Genomic DNA, 19,889 nt, shown 5'->3' on the forward strand with positions numbered 1-19,889 from the left:
TCAGCCGTTGGCGAAGATGTCGGTGACCGCGGCGGTGCCCTCGGCCGTGCCCACGACGACCACGAGGTCGCCGGGTACGAACCCGAAGTCCGGCCGCGGGCTGGCCAGGATCTGCCCGGCCCGGATGACCGCCACGATCGACGCCCCGGTGCGCGTGCGCGCCTGGGTGTCGCCGAGCGTCGCGCCGTCGTACGGGGAGCCGGCGATGATCGGCACCTGGATCGTCTTCAGCCCGGTCACCTGCCGCTGCAGGTCGGCCAGCCGCTCCACGATCCGCGCCGAACCCAGCAGCTCCGCCACGCCGTTGGCCTCGTCGCTGTTCAGCGACAGCGTCGCCGTCACCGTGTCCGGGTCGTCGCTGCTGTAGAGGACCACGTCCCGGCGGCCGGAGACGTGGGACACCACCGCCGCGTGCTGGCCCCGGGACGTCACGAACTCGTGCCGGAGACCGATCCCGGGCAGGCCCGTACGTTCAACTTCCACCGCCAGCATCTCCCTCCGCACACCGGTCGCATCACAGGTCGCCCGGCTCACCGCCCGCGCAAGGTTCTCGGTCTGGCATGGCGATCGCATCGCGGTGGCATGACAGTTGTATGACTCCTCGCGGGGCGGCGACGGTGGACTTGCCCAGCCGCGACCCACGACGGTGAGATCGTGCGGTGATCGATATGACGCGAGTTGCGCGATGGTGCTCCGCCGCGACGAAGTCGCGGACGTTCGAGGTGGCGATCGTGCTGCTGGTCGGCGCCAACGCGCTGGTCCTCGCCGTCGAGACCTATCCCCACCCGGGCGTGCTCGGCGCCGTGCTGGACGAGCTGGAGTGGGGTTTCCGCATCGCGTTCGTCACCGAGATCGTGATTCGCATCCTCGCACACGGCCGCCGGCCGCAGGACTTCTTCAAGCAGGGCTGGAACGTCTTCGACTTCGTCGTCATCGCGGCCGCGTTCGTGCCGGGGCTGCACGGCGACTCGGCGGCCCTGCGGGTGATCCGCATCGCCCGCGTGGTGCGCCTGGTCCGCTTCTCGCCGGGACTGCGCACGATCGTGACGGCGTTGCTGCGCAGCCTTCCCGGGGTCGGTGGCTTCCTCGCCCTGGCCCTGGTGTCGCTGTACGTGTACGGGATGGCCGGCTGGTTGATCTTCGGCGACGTCTATCCGCAGGACTACGGGACCATCGGCCGCGCGGTGCTGACGCTGTTCGTGCTGCTGTCGCTAGAGAACCTGCCGGACCTGATCCAGAAGGGGGTGGAGTTCTCGCCCTGGACGCTCATCTACTACGTGAGCTATGTGCTGCTCACCGCCAACCTGCTGATGAACATCCTCATCGCCGTCATCGTCAACTCGATGGAGGAGGCCCGCCGGCTGGAGATGACCGACGGCCTTTCGCCGGACTACGACGTCGACGGCGACGGCGTGCCCGACGAGATCGACCGGATCGCCGTCAGCCAGCGCCTCGACGACCTGCGCGCGCTGGTGCAGGAGCTGGAACGGGATCTGCGCATCGACCGCACGGCGTGACCGGGCGCCGTACAGTGCCAGGCGTGCAGGATGATCCGGAAGCCCTGATCGACGGCCTCGCCGAGCGGGAGAACGTCACCGCGCTGTGGGAGCTGGCCGACCGGCGGGTCGCCGGCGGGGACGGCGCGTTCGTCGCCGGGCTCGGGATCGCGCTGTGGCGGCGGTACGGCGGGCAGCCGTACCCGCCGTGGCAGTACCGCAGCATCTTCGATCGCGTCGTGCGGCTCCTGGCTCTCTCGCCCGGCACCGTCGCCGACGCCGTGCGGCTGCTCGCGGTCGTCGGCGAGGGCAGGCCGCTGCGATTCTCGGCCGCGCTGCTCGCGTCCGGCCACGGCGCCGGCCAACTGCAACCCGCGCTGGGCGCCGCCGCGCCGAACGAGCTGCGCGCCTGCCTGCTGCACGAGCTGGTGCTGCGCGGGTCGGACGTGGAGCCCGGGTGGACCGGCGAGGCATGGTGGCGCGAGCACCCGCTGGCCTGGCTGCCGGCGAAGCTGACCGCGCTGGAGGGCCGGCCGAAGGTGACCCGGTACACGTTGGACGGCGGCCGCGCAGGCCTTCTGCCGGCGGTGCCGACGTGCTTCGAGGAGGGCGGCGGCCCGGTGCCGGCCGCGCGCGAGACGACGACGGAGCAGGAGGCGGCGGCCATCGGGGCCGCCGTGCGCAACTGGGCGACCGAGTCCAACGGGCACGTGGCGGCGCACACGTACGCCCTTGACGGCACGCTGCGCCCGGGCGCCGTCGGGGCGACGCTGCGCGGTCTCGGGCTGGAGTGCCTGCAGGGATTCGGCGGCCTCGGCTCCTGCACCGCCGGGGACGCGTGGCAGCAGCTGTTCGCCGCCGCCTCCGCCGGCGGGGCGTACAACGCGGGCGAGTACGGCGCCTACGGTCGGCTCGCGGCCTGGCGGTCGGCGGGCGCGCTGGCCGGTGCGCCGGCGGGCGCCTCGGCGGCCGAGACCGAGCGCATCACGAGGGCGAGCGCCTGGTACGGCTTCGCCGGTGAGACCGACTGGTTCCGGCGCGACGGCTGGGACATCGGCCTCGCGGCCGTCTCGCCCGACGGCCGGCGCCTCGCCCTACTGGCCGCTACCGACACCGACTGAGCGCCGGGCCGTCGACGGGTCAGGCCGGCCCGGGGCGGGCTCCAGGCGGCTGGTGACCATTTCGTCGCACAGCTGCGGCAGCACCCAGGCGAAGCCGGCGCTCGCGAACTGCCAGTTGTGCCCGCCGGCGTCGACGAACCGGTGGGTGACGATCCCGTCCCGGGTGGCGTCCGCGGCCAGTTGCTGACCGATGGCGATGCCCTTGGCGTCGTCGGCGCCGGCGCCGAACCACAGCGTCACGCCGGGGTACCGCCGGGTGCTCAGCAGGTGCCCGGGGTCGTGAGCCTGCTGGGCGGCGGCATTGCCGCCGAACAGCACGCTCAGGGTGTGCTCGGGGTTGCCGAGGTTCGGCCGCGCGTCGCCGCCGAAGTCGATGGCGTGCCGGTAGATGTCGGGGTGGCCGAGGACGAGGTCCAGGGCGCAGGTGCCGCCCTCGGAGAACCCGACGATGGCCCAGCTCCACGGGTTGTGCTGGATGTGCAGGGTGCCGGTGATGAACGCGGGCACGTCGACGGTCAGGTAGGTCTCGGCGTTGCCCTGCGGGCCGTCGACGCACTCGGTGTCGCCGGTGGCGGAGCCGTTCTGGTCGACGACGACCAGCACCGGCGCCCGCCCGTGGTGGGCCGCGGCGTAGGCGTCGTCGGTGGCCTGGGCGTGCCCGGACTTGAGCCAGTTGATCGGGGTGCCGGGCGAACCGACCATCATGATGAGGACCGGCAGCGTGGCGCGGCCGGGGCCGAAGTAGGCGGGCGGCAGGAACACGACGCCGGGCCGGTGCTTGAAGTGTGACCGGGTGCCCGGGGCGTCGAGATCGACGATCACGCCCTGTGCCGGCGGGGTGTTGCCGGATGCGGTGGCGCCGCCGATCAGGTCGTGGGCCTGCTGGCCGCCGACGGCCCCGGAGTGGCCGAGCACGTCGCCGATCTGCGGCCAGATGCCGTACTCCTGGTCGATGAGCATGAACGCGCCGACGAGCGTCGCCGGCACCGCGACCACGGCCGCCGCCTTGCGCCAGGGCAGCGGCGGCCGGGAAGCCGGCTCGGCGGCCCGCTCGACCGGGCGCCGGCGCAGGACCAGGGGGCAGGCCGCGAGCGCGGCGAAGCCGGCGCCGACCCAGATCGCGAACGAGGGCGGGTAGGGGTCCGTCACCGTGCCGGTGATCCACAGGGTGAGCGCGATCAGGCCGACGAGCCCGGCGACCGACAGCAGCAGGATCGGCAGCGTACGGGTGATCCAGCGGCGTTCCCGGCTCCACAAGGCGGCGATCAGCAGCGCGCAGCCCACCACCTCGAAGCCGGCGGCCACGGCCCGGTCGAGCAGCGGCACGCGGTCGAACGCCCCGCCCCAGGCCGCCGCGGCGAGTCCGGCCGCCGCGACCACCGCCACCGCCGCCGCGCCGATCCGCCGGCCGCGGGGCCATCCGCGGCTCGCGCGCCCGTCAGCGGCGGGAACCTCATCCGTGGGCTCCTCCGCGTGGTAGACCCTCATGACCCGTAGCCCCCCGGCCGAGATCCCACCAGACGAGCGGAAAGGTATCCAGCCGCCCGCGTCCGTGGCAACAGCGGAACGTGACCGGGCGGTGACGTCCGCGGTGTTCAGTACTTGCGTTGCGGGAGGGCGGCCTTCGCCTGCTCGGGCGTGAACGTGGTCTCCACCGTGAGGATGCGCGCGTCGACCGGTTCGCCGGCGACGACCTTCTTGGCCAGGTCCATCAGCTGCGGGCCGAGCAGCGGGCTGCACTCGACGATGAAGTTGATCCGGTTCTGGGACAGCGCGGTCATCCCGTCCTTCACGGCGTCCACCGAGACGATCTTGATGTCCACGCCCGGGCGTTTGCCCGCGGCCTGGATCGCTTCGATGGCGCCGAGGGCCATGTCGTCGTTGTGGGCGTACAGCACGTCGATCTTCGGGTGGGCCTTGAGGAGCGCCTCCATCACCTCCTTGCCCTTGGCGCGGGTGAAGTTGCCGGTCTGCGACGCGACGATCCTCAGGTTGGGGCTGGCCTTGATGGTCTCGGCGAAGCCGGCCTTGCGGTCGTTGGCCGGCGCCGAGCCCGTCGTGCCCTGCAGCTCGACGATGTTCACCGGTGAGGTGCGGCCCTGGTACTCCTTGACCAGCCACTCGCCGGCCCGCCGGCCCTCGAGCACGAAGTCCGAGCCGAGGAACGAGCGGTACAGCGTGGTGTCCTTCGAGTCGATCGCGCGGTCGGTCAGGATGACCGGGATGCCGGCCGCCCTGGCCTCCTGCAGCACCGTGTCCCAGCCGGACTCCACGACCGGCGAGAACGCGATGACGTCGACCTTCTGCGCGATGAAGCTGCGGATCGCCTTGATCTGGTTCTCCTGCTTCTGCTGCGCGTCGGAGAACCGCAGCTCGATGCCGGACGCGTCGGCGGCCTCCTGGATGGACTTCGTGTTCGCGGTGCGCCAGCCGCTCTCCGCACCCACCTGCGCGAAGCCCAGCACGAGCTGGGGCTTGCCGTCCACGCCCGTGTCCCATCGCCGCTCGCCGCCGCACCCCGAGAGCGCGGCGCCGAGCAGCACGAGAACAGCACGTCTGCGCATGGTTACCCCTTCAGGGCGCCGCGGATGAAGCCGCGGACGTCGCGCCGCCGGTGGGCCGGCGAACCGCCACGTGGTCAGGCCCACCGTCGACAGCAGCGCATGGTCGCCGGTGCCCAGCCAGTCGACGCCGTCCTCGCCGAGCCCCAGCCAGCGGGCGACCCGGTTCAGCGGCGAGGTCTCGTCGTTGAACACCGCGTAGAACAGCAGGCTGGCCGACGCGACGCCGACCGACGCCGGCAGGAAGAACACCGTGCGGAACACCCGCACGCCCGGGCGGGCGTCCTGCACGAGCAGCGCGAGGCCGAACGCCAGCAGCGCCAGCACGACGGTGGTGACGATGGTGTACTTCACCGTGAACACGAGCGCGGAGGCGAACAGCGGGTCGTCGAGCGCCCCGTAGTCGGCCAGCCCGTTCGGGCTGGACGCCCCGAGCAGCGGCCAGTGGTTGAGCGACATCCAGACCATGAGCACGACCGGGATCACGAACAGCACCGCGACGACGAGGCCCATCGGCGCGGCGAACAGCGCGCCGATGAGGTTGCGGCGGCGGGTGTGCCGCGACGGCGCCAGCAGCTCGGTCCGGCTGTGGAGCACCACCATCTCAGTCCTCCGTCAGCGATCGGGTGATCTCTTCGTTGTGCTGCCGCAGGCCGGCGGCGGCGTCCGGCGATCCGAACAGCGCGTCGGTCAGCGCGAACATCCACGGGCTGTTGGGGTCGTTGAAGGTCTTGCCGAAGTTGACCGCGTACGGCGTCTGCCCGAGCCGGGCCAGCCCGGTGAAGGTGACCACCCGCGGATCGGCCTCGGCGAAGACGTTGTTCTCCAGGTCCCGGCGCACCGGCACGTTCTTGGTGAGCGCGACGACGTTGACCTGGGCGTCCTCCGACAGGGTCCAGGCGATGAAGTCCCAGGCCTGCGCCGCGTGCCGGGTGTTGGCGCCGATGCCCAGCACGTCGCCGCCGACGAAGGACGACGCCCCGCCGGTGAGGCCCGGGATCGGGGCGACGCCGATCTGGGTCTTGGTGCTGTTGCGCATGCCCTGCAGGGCCGTGGCCCCCATGACCTGCATGCCGACCTTGCCGTTGTTGAAGTCGCGGACCCAGGTGGGGCCGCTCTCGTTCTTCGCCGCCGCCGGCACGAGGCCGTCGGCGTACATCTGGCGGTACAGCCCGTAGATCCCGGCCGCCTGGGGGCTGTCGAGCAGCGAGGCGGTGCCGCTCTCGTTGAGCGCCGGCGCACCCGAGGCCCAGAGCATCGGCCAGGTCGACACGAGCATGCAGTACGGGCAGGCGCCGGCGAAGCCGAACCCGCGCACCCCGCCGCCGAGCTGCGTGATGCGCTCGGCGTCCGCGCGCAGGGTGTCGAGGTCGGCGGGCGGCGTCTCGCCGTCGAGGCCCGCCGCGATGAACAGGCTCTTGTTGTAGAACAGCGCGGCCACGTCGATGTCGAACGGGACGCCGAAGTTGCGCCCGCCGGCGGTCGCGGCCCGCATGTGCGCCGGGGCCAGACTGTCCTTGAACGGCAGGGTGGCGACCCGGCCGGTGATGTCCAGGAACACGCCCTTGGACGCGTAGTTGGGCGCGTAGAGCACGTCGGTCGCCCGCGTTCGCGGGGATCACCCGATGACTCACCCCGCGCGGTCTCGCCGTCGGCGTAACTTTAGGGGTGGACCTACGAGACGCGCGGGAAAGCTGAACGGCTGAAAGGCCGAACAGTGATCCCGATTACCGGAGCCAGGTAAAACTGGTGAAGGCAAAACGCCTCGTAGGTCTTTTGCTGCGCCTGGCGGCGGTGCTGGAACCATCACCCCATGACTCACCCCGCCGAGCCTCGCCCTCGGCGTAGCTTGTGGAGTGGACCTACGAGACGCGGGATCACCCGACTGGATGACAGTCGAGCTGAGGGGCTGAACGACCGAAAGGTCGACCGGCGATCCCGACCACCTGAACCAGGTAACGCTGGGGAAGGCGAAACGCCTCGTAGGTCTTTTGCTGCGCCTGCCGCTTCTGTTCAACTCCTTCTCAGGATTCCGGCGCGAGGATGCGCGTCGTGCAGCGCGGTCACGCCGGCAGCGGCCGGGGCCGCGTTCTCACGCAATTCTTAGCCGACGTACGGCGGCACTCTCATCGTTCCCGCCGACGATGACCGGGGGCCGTTGCGCGTGGGACGCGTATCGGTCATCGGTGTCGCTGGAAGGAATCCATGGACGACGTTCGTATTGTCGTGTCCGGACTGCGCAAGCAGTACGGCGGCGTGACCGCGGTGGACGACCTCTCGTTCACCGTCGAGCCCGGCCGGGTGACCGGGTTTCTCGGCCCGAACGGGGCCGGCAAGACGACCACACTGCGCATGCTGCTCGGCCTCGTCGCGCCGAGCGCCGGCACGGCCACCATCGGCGGGCGCCGGTACGCCGAGATCGCCGAGCCGGTGCGCGTCGTCGGTGCGGTGCTGGAGGCGTCGTCGGCGCACAAGGGCCGCACCGGCCGCAACCACCTGCGCGCGTGCTGCATCACCGCCGGGCTGCCCCGCACGCGCGCCGAGGAGGTGCTCGACCTGGTCGGGCTGCTCCCGGCCGCCGACCGCAGCTTCAAGGGCTACTCGCTGGGCATGCGGCAGCGGCTCGGCATCGCCACCGCCATGCTCGGCGACCCGCGGGTGCTGATCCTCGACGAGCCGGCGAACGGCCTGGACCCCGAAGGCATCCGCTGGATGCGGGAGCTGCTGCAGGGCCTGGCCGCGCAGGGCCGCACGGTCCTGGTCTCCAGCCACCTGCTGTCGGAGATGCAGGCCCTCGCCGACGACGTCGTGATCGTCGCGGCCGGGAAGCTGATGCGGCAGGGCCCGGTCAACGACGTGCTCAGCTCGGTCGGCGGTGACGCCCGCGTGCACGCGCGCACTCCGGAGCCGGACAAGCTCAGCGCCGCGCTGGAGCGGCTCGGGGGCACCGTCACAACGGACGGCCCGAACCGGCTGCGGGTCACCGGGATGGCCGCCGAGGCGGTCGGCGACGCCGCCCTCGCGGCCGGCGTCGCCCTGCACCAGCTCGTCACCGAACAGCCCGACCTCGAGGACGTGTTCCTCGACCTGACCCAGGCGAAGGCGGCCATCCGATGACGCGACTCGTCCGCGCAGAACTGTTCAAGCTGCGCACCACCAGCCTCTGGTGGCTCTTCGCCGCCGCCACGCTCATCAGCACCGGCGTCGTGCTCGCGGTCGATCTGGTCCAGGCGCACGAACTGCTGCAGCCGTTCGACAAGTTCGTCGCGCTCCACGCGCACGGCCGCAACGTCTCGCAGATGCCGCCGGAGTTCCTCAACCGGCTCCGCGGCGAGTGGGAGCTGGGCCACAGCGCGGTCACCCAGGCCGCCACGATCTTCACCGCGGGCCAGCTCATCGGCGTGCTGCTGGCGTGCCTGCTCGGCATCGTGCTCATCACCGGCGAGTTCCATCAGCAGACCGCCACCACCACGTTTCTGTTCACTCCGCACCGCGGCGCGGTGATCGCGGCCAAGCTCGTCACCGCCGTCATCGTCGCGGCCGCATCCTGGCTCGTCTCGACCGTGCTCGCTCTCGCCGTCGGCGCCGTGTTCCTCTCCGGCGAGGGGTACGGCACACAGCTGGGCCAGTGGGGCGTCGTCCGCGCGATCCTGCTCAACCTCGCCGCGTACGCCATCTGGGCCGTCTTCGGCGTCGGCTTCGGTGCGCTCATCCGCAGCCAGCTCACCGCGACGGTGGCCGCCACGGTGCTGTACCTCGCCGGCGCCGCCGCGGCCGGCGGCGTGTTCGACCTGCTGTACACCTATGTCATCAAGCAGGACTGGATCCTCACCGCGCAGGTGATCGTCCCGCCGGTGGCCTCGACGGTCATGATCTCGCCGACGAAGACGTTCGACCAGAGCCCGTCGCAGTGGGTCGGCGCCGCGGTCCTGCTCGGCTACGGCGTCGTGACCGCCCTGGCCGGCACGCGGCTGCTCCGCCGCCGCGACATCTCCTGACGTACGGGGTCCGGCGGCGCGCCGCCGGACCCCCTTTCGTGTCAGACCCCGTCGTACGTGTTCAGGGTGTTCATCAGTTTCGCAACCGCGGATGCGCAGTCCGGCTGGGCCGGCTGCGACGCGCGCAGCGCCGTGAGCACGGCGTCGATCTGGTCGTCGAGCTGGTGCCACTTGGCGGCGTCGCGCGGCTTGAGTCCGGCCTCGGCGTCGTCCCATGCCACCTCGAGGTCCTTGACGCGGGTCCTGGCAGCCGCGAGATCGTTCTTGGCGACCTTGCCCTGCACGTCGGCCACGATCACCGCGAACTTGCTGAGATTGCCCAGCTTGGTCGTCGGGTGCGGTTGACGGGCCGCGGTGGAGGCGCCCGGCTCGCCCGTCGCGACCGTGTCCGGCGCAACGTCGGCCTGCGGGTCCGTGGCCGGCTGCGATCCGTGCGCCAGGCTGAGCCCGAAGCCGATGACGGCAACGGCCACAGCAGCGGCACCGGCCCATGCGTAGTCCGGAACGCGGCCACCGTGCGGCCCGGCGCCCTTGTCGAGGACACCGTGGCGGCTGACCAGCATCTGCTCGCGGACAACCAGCACGACGATGGCCGCCAGGAACAGCAGACTGGTGGCGCTCGCACCCAGCGCCAGGCCGCCGAGGTCCTTGTCCTGGGTGAGCAGGTCGCCGAGTGAAGCGCCGAGCGGCCGGGTGAGCACGTAGGCAATCCAGAACGTCAGCACCTGGCCGGCGCCGAGGCGATTGGCGATCCACGTGGCCAGGATCAGACCGCCGAAGATCAGCGCGCCGTTGCGGAAGCCGAGGTTGAGCGCCTCGGTCGCCAGGTCGCCGGCGGCGGTCCCGAGCGCGAACGTGGTCAGGATCGCCGCCCAGTAGAAGCCCTCGCGGCGGGGCGTGTTGATGGAGGCGATCGCCAGCGTGCGCTCCTGGCGGTACCAGATCGCGAACACCACCGCGAGGGTGACCGAGAAGACGGCGGTGCTGACGTAGAGCGACACGCCCAGGGTGTCGGTGAAGAAGTCGGTGAGCTGCGTGCCGAAAATGCTGACGAGCACCACACAGAGCCAATAAATCCAGGGCGTGTAGCTGCGAGTCCGGAACTGGACGACAAGCGCGGCCACCAGCAGAGCAAACATTATCGCATCGGTCACCGCGGGACCGAGACCGGCATTCACGGTCAGGTAGTCCGCGAACGTCTCCCCGATCGTCGTGGACAGAACTTTAATGACCCAGAACGTGGCGGTAATCGCGGGTACCTTGGTCAGCCACCTGCGCGAACTCGCCAATTCGTTGGCGGTAACGGACACAGCTCTCCCTCGCAACAGCACGACAAACGTCGATTCAACACAATGCGATGAAAACGTACGCCGGCCGTGCTGAACTTTTGCTGAAGAGGTCGCTCCTCGCGGATTTAAATACCGGTTGGCTCGGCGTCGGCGCGGGTAATGGCCAGATATGCGACCAGGCCGACAATGAGCACGGCCCAGGCCGCGGTCACCGGGCCGGTGCCCAGGCCCAGGCCGCCGCGCTCGTGCGAGACGCCCATCCAGTCGGCGAAGGAGGCCCCGAGCGGACGGGTAATCACGTACGCGGTCCAGAACGCGGCCACGGCGTTGAGCGCGCCGGTCCGGAAGGCGATCGCCGGCACCGCGATCAAGGCCGCGAAGATCACGCCGGACAGCAGGTAGCCCCAGCCGAACGTCATGGCGGTCAGGTCGCCGGCGGCCGTGCCCAGCGCGAACGTGGCGAGCACGGTGGCCCAGTAGAAGCACTCGCGGCGCGGCGTGTCGATGCTGTGGATCGACAGGCTGCGTTCGCTGGCGTACCAGACCACGAAGATTGCGCCGAGCGCGACCGCGAAGCCGATCGTGGAGACCACGTACGGCACGCCGAGGCCCACGTGCAGGACGTCGGCCGCCATGGTGCCGAAGACGCTCACCATGATCACCGCAAACCAGTAGACGCCGGCCAGGTAGCGGCGCACCCGGAACTGCAGGATCAGCGCCGCGACCAGCCCGAGGCCGCCCAGCCCGACCGCCACCGGCGGTGCGACGGTGTGCGCGAGGAAGTCCGAGGCGGTCTCGCCCATGCCGGTCGTCAGCACCTTGATGATCCAGAAGAGGATCGTGACCTGCGGCACTTTGGACAGCCGGGCCCGGACGCCGGGAGTTGCGGATACACCGGTGAGGACGGCGCCTGGCTGCCGCGCTGAAGTCATGCGCGCCAGGCTGGCGGCCGGACGCTGAGGAATCGCTGAATCGGAACCGGATTCGCGGCTGAAGGTCCCGGACCGCGCGCCGGGTCAGTGCCCCGGCATCCAGGCGCGGGCCAGCTCGACGAACTCGATCAGCGCGGTGCCGGTGGCGGCGAGGGCAAGGCCGGCGACGGTGAGCGCGAACACCGGCAGTGCGCGGCCGGACGGTGGTGTCAGCAGCGCCGCCACGCGCCGTACGGTCGACGAGCCGTGGAACCCGAGCCCGCCTTCGCTCGCGTGGGCGGCCTCGCCGCCCAGGGCAACCTTGCCGATCGTGCGGGCGACGAGGATGCGGTCCCCGGTGTCGCGGGCCGCGTCTTCGTCGGCGCTGCGCTCGATGAGGACCTCCACGGCCGCCGGAACCTGGCGCAGGAGCGGGTTGGCCGCCGCCGCTGCGGCCGCGAGTGCGGCGATGCGATGGTGCCGCCGCCGCAGATGTGCCCGCTCGTGCGCGTACACGACGGCGCGCTCCCGGGCGTCGAGCAGTTTCAGCAGGCCGGTGGTGACCAGCACATGGCCGTCGCGGCCCAAGCGCGGCGGCACCGCGACGGCCCGGGCGGGCGCCCAGTCGGCCACCAGGATGCCGGCAAAGGGGCGTCCGACGCCATGCAGGATGGCGGCCGCCCGGTCGCGGCGCCACGCCTCACGCACCAGGCGCGCGGCGAACCAGGCGAGCAGCAGCGCGGCGGCGAGCGCCAGCCAGTCCGGCACCGGCTCGGGCAGGACCCGGCCGACCACGGCCGCCCGGTCCTCGTGCTGCTCGAACGCCGGCAGATCGTCGAGCAACGTCGCGGTCAGCAGGCCCAGGCAGGCGCTGGAGCAGGCGGCGGCGAGCAGCGCCGCGGCGGTGAGCGCCCGGGCCGCCGCCTCCGGCCGGCTCGCCGCGGTCGCGCGCCGGGCGGCCGGGACCAGCAGCACCGGCAGGACCAGCGGGAGGTAGACCAGCCAGATCATGCCCGATCGTCCCGGACCTGGCCGAGCAGCCCGCGCAGCACCGCGGCGTCGGCCGGGTCGAGCTCGGCGGTGAACTCACGCAGCACGGCGCGCCGGTCGCCGGGGCCGTTGAGCAACGCTCGCATCTGCTGGGCGATGACGGTCGCGGTGCCCTGGGTGGGCCAGTAGACGTGCCCGCGGCCGCCGTGCGGGCTGGGCCCGCGCTGCGTCATACCCTTCTCCAGCAGGCGGGTCAGGATCGTCTGGACGGTGTTGTACGCCGCGGCGCCGTCGAGCCCGGCCTGCACCTGAGCGGGCGTGAGCGGTTCACCGGCGGCGCGCAGCACGGCCAGCACGTCCGCCTCGAGCGAGCCCCACGGCCGCCGCTCGGGAGTGTCCTGTCGGGTCACGTCTTCACCGTACCGAGCTACCAGGCGGCGTTCACCTCCCCAGCTTGACATGGACCTACAACTTGTAGGACTTTGACGAGGCTAACCTAACCCGACGTGGGAGTGATCCGTGTTCTTCGCCAGCCTGCTCATCGGCCTGCGGGACGGTCTCGAGGCGTCGCTCGTCGTGGCGATCCTGGTCGCGTTCCTCGCTCGGGCCGGGCGGCGCGACCGCATCCGGCACGTTTGGGCCGGCGTCGGCGGCGCGGTCGTGGTGTCCGCCGCGGTCGGGGTGCTGCTCACCTCCGCCGCCGCGTGGCTGGGCGCCGGCACCCGGCTGGAGCTGTTCGAGGCGGTCACCTCGCTGGCCGCCGTCACCCTGGTCACCTGGATGATCTTCTGGATGCGGCGCACCGCGCGCAGCCTGCGCGGCGAGCTCACCGGCCGGCTGGAGAACGCGATGCGCGTCGGCGGCTGGGCGGTCGCCGCGATGGCGTTCTTCGCCGTGGTACGCGAAGGCGTGGAGATGGTGCTGCTGGTGTTCGCGGCCGCGGAGAGCGCCGGTAGCGCCGGGGCCGCACCGCTGGCCGGCATGCTCACCGGCGTCGCCGCCGCCGTCGGGCTCGGCTGGGCCGTGTCCACCGCCACCGCCCGGATCGATCTCGGACGCTTCTTCACGTGGACCGGCGCGCTGCTCATCCTGGTCGCCGCCGGCATCCTCAAGTACGGGGTGCACGGGCTGCAGAGCGCCGGCGTGCTGCCCGGCGGCAACCGGATCGCGTTCGACCTCGCCGGCCTGATGGATCCGACGTCGTGGTACGCCACCGTGCTCGCCGGCACCGTCAACCTCACCCCGCGCGCGAGCGTGCTCGAGATCGGCGCGTGGCTGGCCTTCGCGATGATCATGCTCGCGCTGTTCTTCCGCCCCGCGCACGCGACCCCGCGGCCCCGCACGCAGGCGGTCGCGGTGCTGGGTGCCGTTGCCGCCCTCGCCTCGTGCGGCGGCCCGCAGCCGGCGCCCGCGGACGCCGGCGCCATCGCGGTCACCGCCACCGACACGGAGTGCCGCCTGAGCGCCGATCACGCCCCGGCCGGGCCGCAGGTGTTCGACGTGCACAACACCGGCGGCAAGGTCACCGAGTTCTACGTGTACGCGGCCGGCGACCGCATCGTCGGCGAGGTCGAGAACATCGCGCCGGGCCTCACCCGCAGCCTGCACGTCGACCTGCCGGCCGGCGCCTACACGACCTCGTGCCGCCCGGGCATGACGGGCGCCGGGATCCGCGCCGCGTTCACGGTTTCGGGATCCGGCAGTGGTACACCCGTTGCCTCCTCGGCCGACCCGGCGCTCGCCGCCGCCGTGGCCGCCTATCAGGACTATGTGCGGCAGCAGGCGGCCGCGTTCGTCGAGCAGACCACCGCGTTCGTCGCCGCCGTGAAGGCCGGGGACCGCGCCAAGGCACAGGCGTTGTACGCGCCGGCACGGGCACCGTACGAGCGGATCGAGACGGTCGCGGAGAGCTTCGGCGACCTCGACCCGAAGATCGACGCCCGCGACGGCGACCTCGACCCAGCGGTCGCATGGACCGGTTACCACCGCATCGAGCAGCAGCTGTGGAACGGCGGAGACCTGACCGCCGTCGCCGGCGTCGCCGACCAGCTCCTCGCCGACGTCACCGAGCTGCGCACGCGTCTCGGCGGCGTGACGCTGAGCGCCCTGGAGATCGCCAACGGCGCCAAGAGCCTCCTCGACGAGGTGGCCACGAAGAAGGTCACCGGCGAGGAGGACCGCTACTCGCACACCGACCTGTGGGACTTCGCCGCCAACGTCGAAGGCTGCCGCGCCGCGGTCGCCGCGTTGAAACCCGCCTACGACGCCCACCTCGACGACCAGTTCGCCGCCGTCGACGCGGAGCTGGCGAAGTACCGGCAGGGCGCCGGATACGCCGCGTACGACACCCTGCAGCCACCCCAGGCGCAGCGGCTGGCGGCCGTCGTCAACGCGCTCGCCGAACAGGTCAGCGCCGTCCCGGCCGCCGTCGCCCACAGGTGACGACGCTCGCCCGGGTGGTACCGCAGTACTACGCGCCGGACGGCGGATCGTCCCGCGGTACCGCGGCGGGGGTCGTTTCGTTCCTTAGCGTTGCTGCCAGGGCGCCGGAGTGCGGCGGCTGACGCGAGGAGTGCTCAATGATCGAGGCACGGCAGTTGACGAAGCGCTACGGGGAGAAGACCGCGGTCGACCGCCTCGACTTTCTCGTCAAACCCGGTGCGGTGACGGGGTTCCTGGGCCCGAACGGGGCGGGCAAGTCGACCACGATGCGGCTGATCATCGGGCTTGACGCGCCGACGAGCGGGGACGTGAGCGTCAACGGCAAGCGGTACGCGCGGCACGCGGCGCCGCTGCAGGAGGTCGGGGCGCTGCTGGAGGCGCGGTCGATTCATCCGGGGCGTACCGCGTCCGACCACCTGATGGCCCTCGCCTACACGCACGGGATTCCGCGGCGGCGCGTCGACGAACTCATCGAGCTGACGGGACTGACGTCGGTGGCGCGCAAACGCGCCGGGTCGTTCTCGCTGGGCATGGGGCAGCGGCTCGGCATCGCCGCGGCGCTGCTCGGGGACCCCGCCACGGTGATGCTCGACGAGCCGGTCAACGGCCTGGATCCCGAGGGCGTGCTGTGGATCCGCAACCTGCTCTCCGGCCTGGCGGCGGAGGGCCGGACGGTGTTCGTGTCGTCGCACCTGATGAGCGAGGTGGCGCTCGTCGCCGACCATCTCATCGTGGTCGGCCGGGGCCGGCTGCTGGCCGACACCAGCGTGCAGGAGCTGGTCCGGCAGGCCGGCGGTGACGCCGTCGATGTGGCCACCGCCGATCCGGCACGCCTGCGCAGCGTGCTGGCGGGGCCGGGGGTCGGGATCACCGGGCGGGCCGGCACCGAGGAACTGCGGGTCACCGGCCTGACCGCGCGCCAGATCGGGCTGATGGCCGCCGAGCACGGCATCGCGCTGTTCGAGCTGACGCCGAAGCAGGTTTCGCTGGAGGAGGCGTTCATGGACCTGACCAAGGACGCCGTGGAGTACCACGGCGGCGTCACGAGCGGGGTGGCCGCATGAGCACGATCACGCAGGACCGGGTCCCGGGCGCCGCGACCGGGCCGGCAACGCGGCCGCAGTACCGGGTCACCGGCCGGCGGGTGCTGCGCTCGGAATGGTCGAAGCTGTGGACACTGCGCTCGACCTGGATCACGCTCGGGCTCGGGCTGCTCGCGCTGCTGGCGTTCGGCACCATCGCGGCGCTGCGCTACAAGTCGTTGACGAGCACCGGCGGGCGGATGGACCCCGACTTCGCCGACGCGACCTCGGTGAGCCTGACGCTGTTCGGCGTCCGGTTCGGCCAGCTGGCGCTCGGGGTGCTCGGCGTGCTGTTCGCGGCCGGTGAGTACTCCACCGGCATGATCCGCTCGACCCTCGCCGCGGTGCCGCGGCGGCTGCCGGTGCTGTGGTCGAAGGCCGCCGTGTACGGCGTGGTCGCGGTCCTCGTCGGCCTCGCCGGCGCGTTCGGCGGGTTCCTGATCGTCGACGCGGTCGTCTCCGGAACTCCGGCGCACCTGGGCCTGTCCGGCAACGAGGTCCTGCGCGCGCTGTTCGGCGCCGGACTCTACCTGGCCCTGGTCGGTGTGATCGGGATTGCGCTCGGCATGCTGCTGAGGTCCGTGGCCGGCGGCATCTCCGTCCTCGTCGCCGCGCTGCTGCTCGTGCCCGGCCTGGTGTCGCTGCTGCCGAGCTCCTGGCGGGCCGACGTCGCGCAGTACCTGCCGAGCAACGCCGGCGAGTCGCTGTACTCGCTGCACCCGGCGACCGGCATGCTGTCAGCGGGCGCCGGTGCCCTGGTCCTGATCGGCTGGACGGTCCTCGCGCTCGCCGGCGCCGCCTACCGCCTGCTGCGTAAGGACGCATGACCTCCGAGATGAGCAACGACAGTACCGACCATCTCGCCGCCCACCCGCTGGTCGACCGGCTCGCCGGCCTCGGCCAGTGGGTGCGGCGGCTGGACGCCCGCCGGCCCTGGCGCTTCGACGCGGGCGTGGTGGTGGCGGTACTGCTTGTGTTCTGCGTCCCCGACCTCGTCCACCACGACGCGGAGAGGGAGCGGGAGCAACTGCAGCTGCTGCTGGTCCATCCGCCGCCGGCGGCCACGATCGCCCTGCAGGCCGGCCTCGTCCTGCCGCTGTTCTGGCGTCGCCGGGCCCCGACCGCCACGTTCTACGCGATCGCCGCCGTCTTCGTCGTGCAGTGGTCCGTCGGCGTCCTGCTGCGCGCCGACGTCGCGCTGCTCATCGCCGTCTACGGCATCGTGCTGCGCGTCCACCCGGCCGGGCTGCCGTGGGCCGCACTGACCGTCGCCGCGGCGCTGGGCCTGGTCGCGTGGCGAGTCTCCGGTGCGGTGTCGCCGTGGGATGCGCTGTTCTTCCTGTACGCCGCCGCCACCGCGGCCGCGGCGCTGGGCGTCGCCATCCGTATCCGGCGGGCCCAGCTCGCCGCGCTGCGCGACCGCGCGCTGCGCCTGGAGATCGAGCGCGACCAGCGCAGCCGCCTCGCCGCGGCCACCGAACGGACCCGCGTCGCCCGCGAGATGCACGACATCGTCGGCCACAGCCTGTCGGTGATCATCTCCCTGGCCGACGGCGGCGCCTACGCGGTCGAAGGCAACCCGCCGCGCGGCCGCGAGGCCCTCGAGCGCATCGGCGACACCGGCCGGCTGGCGCTCGCCGAGCTGCGCCGGGTCCTCGGCGTGCTGCGCGAGGAGAGCGATGCCGCCGAGCTGCACCCGCAGCCCGGCGTCGCCGAGATCGGCGCCCTGTGCGACCGCGTCCGGGCGGCCGGGCCGTACGTCGTCTACCACACGGTCGGCGACCTGGACGCCCTGGACCGCGGGGTGCAGCTCGCGGCGTACCGCATCGTGCAGGAGGCATTGACCAACGCACTGCGCTACGCCGGGCCGAGCACCCGGCTCGAGGTCGCCGTCGCCAGGGACGGCCCGTGCGTGGACATCACCGTCCACGACACCGGCCCGCAGCCGGCCGCCGAGCCGCCAGCGCGGCCACGCGCGGCCGGACAGGGGATCGCGGGCATGCGCGAGCGTGCGGCCCTGTACGGCGGCACCGTCGAGGCCGGCCCCCGCCCAGGTGGAGGATGGACCGTGCGGGCCACCTTGTTCCCGAGCGTCGAAGGCAAGCCATGATCACTGTGCTCATCGTTGACGACCAGCCCCTGCAGCGGCTCGGCTTCCGCATGCTCCTGGAGAGCAACGAGGACACCGACGTGCTCGGCGAGGCCGGCAACGGTGCCGAGGCCGTGCGCCGCGCGGCGCAGCTGCATCCCGACGTCATCCTCATGGACGTACGCATGCCGGGCATGGACGGGATCGAGGCCACCCGCCGCATCGTCGCCGCCGGGGACCGGTCCCGGGTGCTGGTGCTGACCACGTTCGATCTTGACGAGTACGCCCACGCCGCGCTGCGCGCCGGGGCCAGCGGCTTCCTGCTCAAGGACGCCCGCCCCGAGGAGTTGCTGGCCGGCATCCGCGCTGTCGCCGACGGCGACGCGGTGATCGCCCCCGCCCTGACCCGGCGCCTGCTGGACCAGTTCGCCGGGCAGCTGGGGCCCGCCGCCGAGCCGGCCGGCAATGACCCGCGCCTGGCCAGCCTCACCGAGCGCGAGCGCGAGATTCTGGTGGCGATCGGCACCGGCTGGACGAATCGCGAGATCGCCGAGCGTCTGGTCCTGTCCGAGTCCACCGTGAAGACCCACGTCGGCAAGATCCTTGCCAAGATCGGCGCCAGGGACCGGGTGCAGGCCGTCATCTTCGCCTACGACCAGCGCTTGACCCGCCCCAGCACCAGCGGCTGACCGGTGCTGAGAGCACGCTGAACAGCGGGCGCTGACGATTCAGCGGCACCTCAGCGCCGCCCGCCTACCTTCGGCGGATGCTGGATCGGCTGCGCGGCCTTCGCCCATCGGCTCTGACGGCTCCGCCGCCGCGTACCATCGCCGGCCTCGTGCTGGCGTGGGCGATCGCCTGGTTCGTGTTCATGGCGCTGGGCGGTGGCTCGTCGTGGCACTTCTTCGCGCAGGGCGCGGCGGCGCTCGCCGACGCCGACGACGCCGTGGCCGGCGGGCTGCACCTGTACGCCGCCGCGCCGGTGCTGCAGATCGGCCCGCTCACCTTCCTGGCCGTCCTGCTGCTCCTGCCCGCCGGCACGCTCGTGGCCCTGGCCGGCTGGCAGGTGCTCGGCGCCGCCGCCGGGCTGCTGATCCTGTGGCTGGTGCGCGGCCTGGTGCCGCGGTGGCAGCGCGACGCCGGCTGGCTGGCCCTCGGCGCGGCCTACTTCATGCCGGTGTGGATGTTCCTCGCCGTCGGCGTCGCCCACCTCGACGACGTCCTCGCGCTGCTGCTGTCCGTCGCCGCGCTGCGCACCGCCCGGGCCGGACGGGGATGGCTCACCGGCCTGCTGCTCGGACTGGCCGCCGATGCCAAGCCCTGGGCCGTCGGGTTCGCGGCCATGCTGCTCCTGCTGCCCGGATGGCGGCGCCGGTTGACCGCCGCGGCAGCGTTGACGGCCGCGCTCGCCGTGGCGTGGCTGCCGTTCTTCGTCGCCGACCCGGGCACCAGCAATGCGTTGCAGTACACCATCCAGAACAATCCCGTGTCCGCGCTGCACGCGCTCGGCATCGACGATCCCCGGACCCCGCCGTGGGACCGCCCCGCGCAGCTGGCGCTCGCCCTGACCCTGGGCGCCATCGCCGTCCGGCGCGGGCGCTGGGCGGCGATCCCGCTGCTGACCGTGGCGTCCCGGCTGGTGCTGGAGCCCGGCGGCAACAAGTACTACATCGCCGGCGTCGTCGTCGGCACCATCATCTGGGACTTCGCCGGGTCCCGGTACGACCTACCCTGGTGGACGCTGTCGGCGTGCCTGTGCCTGTTCGTCGCCCGCTGGATTCCGATGCCGGACGTCGTGCACGGCTGGCTGCTCATCGCATTGTTCGTGGCCGCCTGCGGCATCCTGCTCGGCCCGCGCCGCCCCGCACCGCGGCCGCTGCTGGCGCAGTGGGCGACGAGAACCCCGTAGC

18 protein-coding genes are annotated in these 19,889 nt (G+C 72.2%); 10 read left to right on the top strand and 8 right to left on the bottom strand.

From position 1 onward, the window contains the following. Positions 1 to 489 carry a cation:proton antiporter regulatory subunit gene (locus tag ACQEVU_RS18135; RefSeq protein WP_433334974.1) on the bottom strand — a complete coding sequence of 163 codons (489 nt, stop codon included), beginning with the start codon at positions 487 to 489 and terminating at the stop codon, positions 1 to 3. A 179-nt stretch (positions 490 to 668) separates the two neighbouring features. On the opposite strand from ACQEVU_RS18135, the gene ACQEVU_RS18140 reads away from it, so the two are divergent. Beyond that, positions 669 to 1,517, top strand: a complete 849-nt coding sequence (locus tag ACQEVU_RS18140) for an ion transporter (RefSeq protein ID WP_433324923.1) — start codon at positions 669 to 671, stop codon at positions 1,515 to 1,517. Between the two features lie 23 nt (positions 1,518 to 1,540). After that, positions 1,541 to 2,617: a DUF6183 family protein gene (locus ACQEVU_RS18145; RefSeq protein WP_433324925.1), complete on the top strand. Its 1,077-nt coding sequence runs from the start codon at positions 1,541 to 1,543 to the stop codon at positions 2,615 to 2,617. On the opposite strand, the gene ACQEVU_RS18150 is transcribed toward ACQEVU_RS18145, so the two are convergent. From ACQEVU_RS18150 to ACQEVU_RS18160, 3 genes are all read right to left on the bottom strand, one after another. Next, complete coding sequence (locus tag ACQEVU_RS18150; protein ID WP_433324927.1) at positions 2,591 to 4,105, bottom strand: alpha/beta hydrolase; 1,515 nt, start codon at positions 4,103 to 4,105, stop codon at positions 2,591 to 2,593. The genes ACQEVU_RS18145 and ACQEVU_RS18150 overlap by 27 nt on opposite strands. A gap of 107 nt (positions 4,106 to 4,212) precedes the next feature. Beyond that, positions 4,213 to 5,181 (bottom strand): ABC transporter substrate-binding protein, encoded by a 969-nt coding sequence (locus ACQEVU_RS18155; protein ID WP_433334976.1) that lies wholly within the window; start codon positions 5,179 to 5,181, stop codon positions 4,213 to 4,215. Positions 5,182 to 5,782: 601 nt separating this feature from the next. Continuing rightward, positions 5,783 to 6,772 carry an extracellular solute-binding protein gene (locus ACQEVU_RS18160; RefSeq protein WP_433324929.1) on the bottom strand — a complete coding sequence of 330 codons (990 nt, stop codon included), beginning with the start codon at positions 6,770 to 6,772 and terminating at the stop codon, positions 5,783 to 5,785. A 611-nt stretch (positions 6,773 to 7,383) separates the two neighbouring features. Here ACQEVU_RS18160 and ACQEVU_RS18165 point away from each other — a divergent pair. Both ACQEVU_RS18165 and ACQEVU_RS18170 read left to right on the top strand, forming a co-directional pair. Continuing rightward, positions 7,384 to 8,295 (top strand): ABC transporter ATP-binding protein, encoded by a 912-nt coding sequence (locus ACQEVU_RS18165; RefSeq protein ID WP_433324931.1) that lies wholly within the window; start codon positions 7,384 to 7,386, stop codon positions 8,293 to 8,295. After that, complete coding sequence (locus ACQEVU_RS18170; protein WP_433324933.1) at positions 8,292 to 9,176, top strand: ABC transporter permease subunit; 885 nt, start codon at positions 8,292 to 8,294, stop codon at positions 9,174 to 9,176. The genes ACQEVU_RS18165 and ACQEVU_RS18170 overlap by 4 nt, the downstream gene beginning before the upstream one ends. Positions 9,177 to 9,217: 41 nt before the next feature. On the opposite strand, the gene ACQEVU_RS18175 is transcribed toward ACQEVU_RS18170, so the two are convergent. The 4 genes from ACQEVU_RS18175 to ACQEVU_RS18190 all read right to left on the bottom strand — a co-directional run bounded on the left by ACQEVU_RS18175 (position 9,218) and on the right by ACQEVU_RS18190 (position 12,776). Further along, complete coding sequence (locus tag ACQEVU_RS18175; RefSeq protein ID WP_433324935.1) at positions 9,218 to 10,507, bottom strand: COG4705 family protein; 1,290 nt, start codon at positions 10,505 to 10,507, stop codon at positions 9,218 to 9,220. An 83-nt stretch (positions 10,508 to 10,590) separates the two neighbouring features. Further along, positions 10,591 to 11,397, bottom strand: a complete 807-nt coding sequence (locus ACQEVU_RS18180; protein ID WP_433324937.1) for a COG4705 family protein — start codon at positions 11,395 to 11,397, stop codon at positions 10,591 to 10,593. Positions 11,398 to 11,481: 84 nt separating this feature from the next. Then, complete coding sequence (locus ACQEVU_RS18185) at positions 11,482 to 12,387, bottom strand: M48 family metalloprotease (protein WP_433324939.1); 906 nt, start codon at positions 12,385 to 12,387, stop codon at positions 11,482 to 11,484. Beyond that, positions 12,384 to 12,776, bottom strand: coding sequence for a BlaI/MecI/CopY family transcriptional regulator (locus ACQEVU_RS18190; RefSeq protein ID WP_433324941.1), 393 nt, complete (start codon positions 12,774 to 12,776; stop codon positions 12,384 to 12,386). The genes ACQEVU_RS18185 and ACQEVU_RS18190 overlap by 4 nt, the downstream gene beginning before the upstream one ends. 109 nt (positions 12,777 to 12,885) lie before the next feature. Here ACQEVU_RS18190 and efeO point away from each other — a divergent pair, with 109 nt between their 5' ends. From efeO to ACQEVU_RS18220, 6 genes are all read left to right on the top strand, one after another. Beyond that, positions 12,886 to 14,808, top strand: a complete 1,923-nt coding sequence (efeO, locus tag ACQEVU_RS18195; protein ID WP_433324943.1) for an iron uptake system protein EfeO — start codon at positions 12,886 to 12,888, stop codon at positions 14,806 to 14,808. A 137-nt stretch (positions 14,809 to 14,945) separates the two neighbouring features. Then, the gene (locus ACQEVU_RS18200) at positions 14,946 to 15,872 is read left to right on the top strand and encodes an ABC transporter ATP-binding protein (protein ID WP_433324945.1); all 927 of its coding nucleotides are present in this window, start codon (positions 14,946 to 14,948) and stop codon (positions 15,870 to 15,872) included. Next, positions 15,869 to 16,717, top strand: a complete 849-nt coding sequence (locus ACQEVU_RS18205; RefSeq protein ID WP_433324947.1) for an ABC transporter permease subunit — start codon at positions 15,869 to 15,871, stop codon at positions 16,715 to 16,717. The genes ACQEVU_RS18200 and ACQEVU_RS18205 overlap by 4 nt, the downstream gene beginning before the upstream one ends. Before the next feature lie 8 nt (positions 16,718 to 16,725). Continuing rightward, positions 16,726 to 18,000, top strand: coding sequence for a sensor histidine kinase (locus tag ACQEVU_RS18210; protein WP_433324949.1), 1,275 nt, complete (start codon positions 16,726 to 16,728; stop codon positions 17,998 to 18,000). Continuing rightward, positions 17,997 to 18,668, top strand: coding sequence for a response regulator (locus tag ACQEVU_RS18215; RefSeq protein WP_433324951.1), 672 nt, complete (start codon positions 17,997 to 17,999; stop codon positions 18,666 to 18,668). Before ACQEVU_RS18210 ends, ACQEVU_RS18215 begins: the two co-directional genes overlap by 4 nt. Positions 18,669 to 18,745: 77 nt before the next feature. Next, positions 18,746 to 19,888 carry a glycosyltransferase 87 family protein gene (locus tag ACQEVU_RS18220; RefSeq protein WP_433324953.1) on the top strand — a complete coding sequence of 381 codons (1,143 nt, stop codon included), beginning with the start codon at positions 18,746 to 18,748 and terminating at the stop codon, positions 19,886 to 19,888. Position 19,889: the final 1 nt, after the last annotated feature.

The sequence above is a fragment of the Dactylosporangium sp. CA-139066 genome, from assembly GCF_050936175.1.
GTDB lineage: Bacteria > Actinomycetota > Actinomycetes > Mycobacteriales > Micromonosporaceae > Dactylosporangium.

Coding starts and splice junctions, on each gene's coding strand:
- ACQEVU_RS18215 (WP_433324951.1), top strand. CDS start 17,997: ATGATCACTGTGCTCATCGTTGACGACCAGCCCCTGCAGCGGCTCGGC.
- ACQEVU_RS18200 (WP_433324945.1), top strand. CDS start 14,946: ATGATCGAGGCACGGCAGTTGACGAAGCGCTACGGGGAGAAGACCGCG.
- ACQEVU_RS18185 (WP_433324939.1), bottom strand. CDS start 12,387: ATGATCTGGCTGGTCTACCTCCCGCTGGTCCTGCCGGTGCTGCTGGTC.
- ACQEVU_RS18150 (WP_433324927.1), bottom strand. CDS start 4,105: ATGAGGGTCTACCACGCGGAGGAGCCCACGGATGAGGTTCCCGCCGCT.
- ACQEVU_RS18155 (WP_433334976.1), bottom strand. CDS start 5,181: ATGCGCAGACGTGCTGTTCTCGTGCTGCTCGGCGCCGCGCTCTCGGGG.
- ACQEVU_RS18210 (WP_433324949.1), top strand. CDS start 16,726: ATGAGCAACGACAGTACCGACCATCTCGCCGCCCACCCGCTGGTCGAC.
- ACQEVU_RS18180 (WP_433324937.1), bottom strand. CDS start 11,397: ATGACTTCAGCGCGGCAGCCAGGCGCCGTCCTCACCGGTGTATCCGCA.
- ACQEVU_RS18170 (WP_433324933.1), top strand. CDS start 8,292: ATGACGCGACTCGTCCGCGCAGAACTGTTCAAGCTGCGCACCACCAGC.
- ACQEVU_RS18220 (WP_433324953.1), top strand. CDS start 18,746: ATGCTGGATCGGCTGCGCGGCCTTCGCCCATCGGCTCTGACGGCTCCG.
- ACQEVU_RS18140 (WP_433324923.1), top strand. CDS start 669: ATGACGCGAGTTGCGCGATGGTGCTCCGCCGCGACGAAGTCGCGGACG.
- ACQEVU_RS18205 (WP_433324947.1), top strand. CDS start 15,869: ATGAGCACGATCACGCAGGACCGGGTCCCGGGCGCCGCGACCGGGCCG.
- ACQEVU_RS18165 (WP_433324931.1), top strand. CDS start 7,384: ATGGACGACGTTCGTATTGTCGTGTCCGGACTGCGCAAGCAGTACGGC.